The 3,113-nt window shown below is 39.3% G+C and carries 2 protein-coding genes; both read right to left on the bottom strand.

Annotated features, from left to right (window positions below; all coding sequences use genetic code 11):
* Positions 1-158: 158 nt before the first annotated feature.
* Positions 159-653, bottom strand: coding sequence for a hypothetical protein (locus A39O_RS40525; protein WP_157639782.1), 495 nt, complete (start codon positions 651-653; stop codon positions 159-161).
* Complete coding sequence (locus tag A39O_RS38020) at positions 643-2,514, bottom strand: HsdM family class I SAM-dependent methyltransferase (protein ID WP_083924563.1); 1,872 nt, start codon at positions 2,512-2,514, stop codon at positions 643-645. The genes A39O_RS40525 and A39O_RS38020 overlap by 11 nt, the downstream gene beginning before the upstream one ends.
* Positions 2,515-3,113: the final 599 nt, after the last annotated feature.

Raw genomic sequence — 3,113 nt, 5'->3', positions numbered from 1 at the left:
ACCGCGGGGCGGCTGGGGATATCCGCGCGTTGTTCGCGATTCAATGGCGCTATGGGATGGGCGCGGTAGGCCCCGCGGAGCGGATTAGTTCAACATTTGCTTAACCTGCAACGCTTTAGCGTTGTCAGGTTGAAGCAGTTGTTGGGTGTCTTTTACTTTTACATGTTAGTAGATTCTACGGGAATATTTAAGTTTAGCTCATTTAATTTTAAAGAAAGTTTTCTTTTTACATTACCAGAGAAGTCATTTTCGATCTGCAAATGGTTATATACTTCACTAAAAGACAATTTTTCTATTCTTTTTTTACTAGCTTTTCTTCCAAATGAAAATCTCCAACCGTGTATTAAGTTAAACTGTGCGGTATAAAAAAGTAATTCTTCAAAAGTCATTGCTGTCAGGGGAATCAATATTGTTGCAGAATCACCACCATTACCTTTTGGCAAGTAATCTTTTACTTGAAGTGTCGCATATCCTAAACCCGATATGCATATTGTAAATGCATCAATTACTTTGTCACCCGGTATTGGTTCAACAAATCGTGCCACACCATTATTCAAGCGAGAGTTTGTAATAAAAGGTGTATCACCAGTATCATAATCGTCAGTTCCATGCGACTTTGCTGGTACTATTGAAAATAGACTATTAATCAGCATTAAACACCTCACTTAAAGACTGTAGGTAAATATCAGAGAGACTTTTTTCCATTTGTGTCGTTATTTCTTGTTCATTATATTCTATATTGTCTAAGTAGTTCTGAGGAATTAATTCAAGCGATTCTTCGTTGTATCTTATTGGTAGTATTTGAATAATTCCTTTTACTTCATCAAATGTACTTTGACTATGTATATAAGAACGTATTGTACTGGTATATCGCGTTAAATCATTCTCACCAATTGTTGGCAATCTTCTTCGTTTTAGTTTTCTATAACCATCATCTAGTATTCTAGCCCATAGTACATTCTTTGTTCCATGTGGCACCTTTGCTCTAACAATAATAATTATTGGTTCTACGGAAGCTTGTGGGTAAAACAGATCATTGGGAAAAGTCATAACGCATTCAAGTGTGTGATTTAAAAGCAAATTCCTTCTCCAATCAAGATAATCACCAGATACATACATCACAGAACATGGGAGTACACAAAAAAGTAGACCATTTTCAGTCATTTGACCCAGAGCGTGATTAATGAACCGATATTCTTTTTCATCATCATCTTTTAACGCAAATGGAGGATTCATTAAGACTTTTGTGATAGGGGGACGCTGATCTTCGTTATTATCTTTATATTCAGCACTTAAACCACCATTTCTTGTAATACGTGTTAGATGTTTGACAAGGCTATTTGCATTTATAATATTATTTTTTCCATCTCCTCGGAAAATCATATTTACAATTGCGAGTGATGCCACTATCGCCTGTTGTTCAACACCAAAAATTCGATGCTTCTTAAATAGTGCTATTTCGTCAGGGCGTGCTTCATTTTTAACTTTGTCATACCCAGCAACCAGAAAACCACCAGTACCACAAGCAGGATCATAGATAAGATCGTTTGAATTAACATCAAGAATGTCTACAGCAAAATTAGTAACATGTCTTGGTGTTAATACAATACCTATGTCTTTTGCTCCATTTCCATATTTTAAGAAAACTTCGTAAAACTTTCCAAGTAAATCATGGTCACTATTCATAGCGGCTTTGATATTTATTTTTCTTAAACTGAAAAGTGTTTTTACAATAGCTGTTTTATATTTTATCTTTGCAGAATCTTCCTGTGGTAATCTAAGTTCTATATGAGCGGCAAATTCTCTTTTTGAATGAGTTATCAAAACATCTTCAACTCGATTATTAATATCTCTTATAAAAACATCTGGAGAAGCATTGAAGTTTGGTAGCGTGTCAGAAATCATTGCCAGTAATACTGAAGATATAACAGTAGCTCTTAAATCTTTATTTATTGAAGCTTTATGAAGAATCTCGTTTATCTCTTCTGCAATTTTTATGAACGTTTCTTCAGAGGTTATTATGTCATTTAATCTGCAAGTATTATTATCGACTAAGTATTGAGCTTGTTCTTTTGATAAAAGACTTGTAATTGCACGTTCATTGTATAAAATCGAAGTTGCTTGTCCATTTTGTTGAACAAATCCTGTTTGAACAATATAACCATCAATATCATTACCAGCGACACCGCTGACCAATTGAGCTTTTACTATTCTACTACGATTAATAGTATTTGCATAATCAACAGCCTCATCATACGCCCTCTGAAGATCATTTAATTCTGGTTTTGCTTCAATTACCCAAAAAATGTTTTCTCTAACTTTTATTACATTTTCAGGTTTTTGACGACCGAGTTGATTCCCAATTTCTGGATGATCCAGACATTCTTGTTGTGTGTATACTTCCCCATTAGGGTCTCTGTTGGGATTTTTAATATTCCAACCTAAGTTTTTCAATTCGTTTTTGATGAATACATAAGAATTGAACTCTGAATTTCTTGCTACTCTTGGTGGCATAGTTGATCCCTATTCCTAAAATAATTTATTGACTTTAAATATATCAAAATCATTTTGTATTTTCTATTCTTCCTGCGCCGGAGGCGTCCACCCAACGTGTTCTAGGTTGGCACGGGCCGGCGACCTGCTAGCCCGCCACGGGCCATTAAGGTTCTAGACTGAATCCCGCCGACCGCCCAGGCCCATCGCCTCACCGCAAGTGCCCCACCCGCGCCCTGCCGAGGCCCCCCCAGCCGCTCGGTGTTGCACATCGGCTGCCGGTCCAGGCACAGCCCATTGCCCTTCGATGTGTACTTTCTGCGTCTCGCCGCTGTCTTGCAAGGGGCGTTTTGTGATCTGGATCATAGTTTCCGCAAATACCACAGACAAAACGCTAGATTCAAGGCAAACCTCCGCCGGGCGCTTGCCATCCGACCCTGCATCCGGACTAGACTTGGGGTACGCGACCGGCACGGGCCGCTCGTGAGCTAGGCTGGCGCGGGCCGCTAATGAACTAGACTGGAGCGGGCCACTAGGGAACTAGACTGAATTCCGTCCAAGACCGACACGACCGCCACATGATGTCCACCATCCCCAACCCCCGCCGCGAGGACGGCTCC

This window comes from Lamprocystis purpurea DSM 4197 (genome assembly GCF_000379525.1).
In the GTDB taxonomy this organism is placed as follows: domain Bacteria; phylum Pseudomonadota; class Gammaproteobacteria; order Chromatiales; family Chromatiaceae; genus Thiodictyon; species Thiodictyon purpureum.
This window is presented reverse-complemented; position numbering and strand designations above follow the sequence as displayed.

Excerpts from the sequence above, each read along its gene's own strand:
- A39O_RS38020 (WP_083924563.1), bottom strand. The coding sequence starts at position 2,514 with ATGCCACCAAGAGTAGCAAGAAATTCAGAGTTCAATTCTTATGTATTC.
- A39O_RS40525 (WP_157639782.1), bottom strand. The coding sequence starts at position 653 with ATGCTGATTAATAGTCTATTTTCAATAGTACCAGCAAAGTCGCATGGA.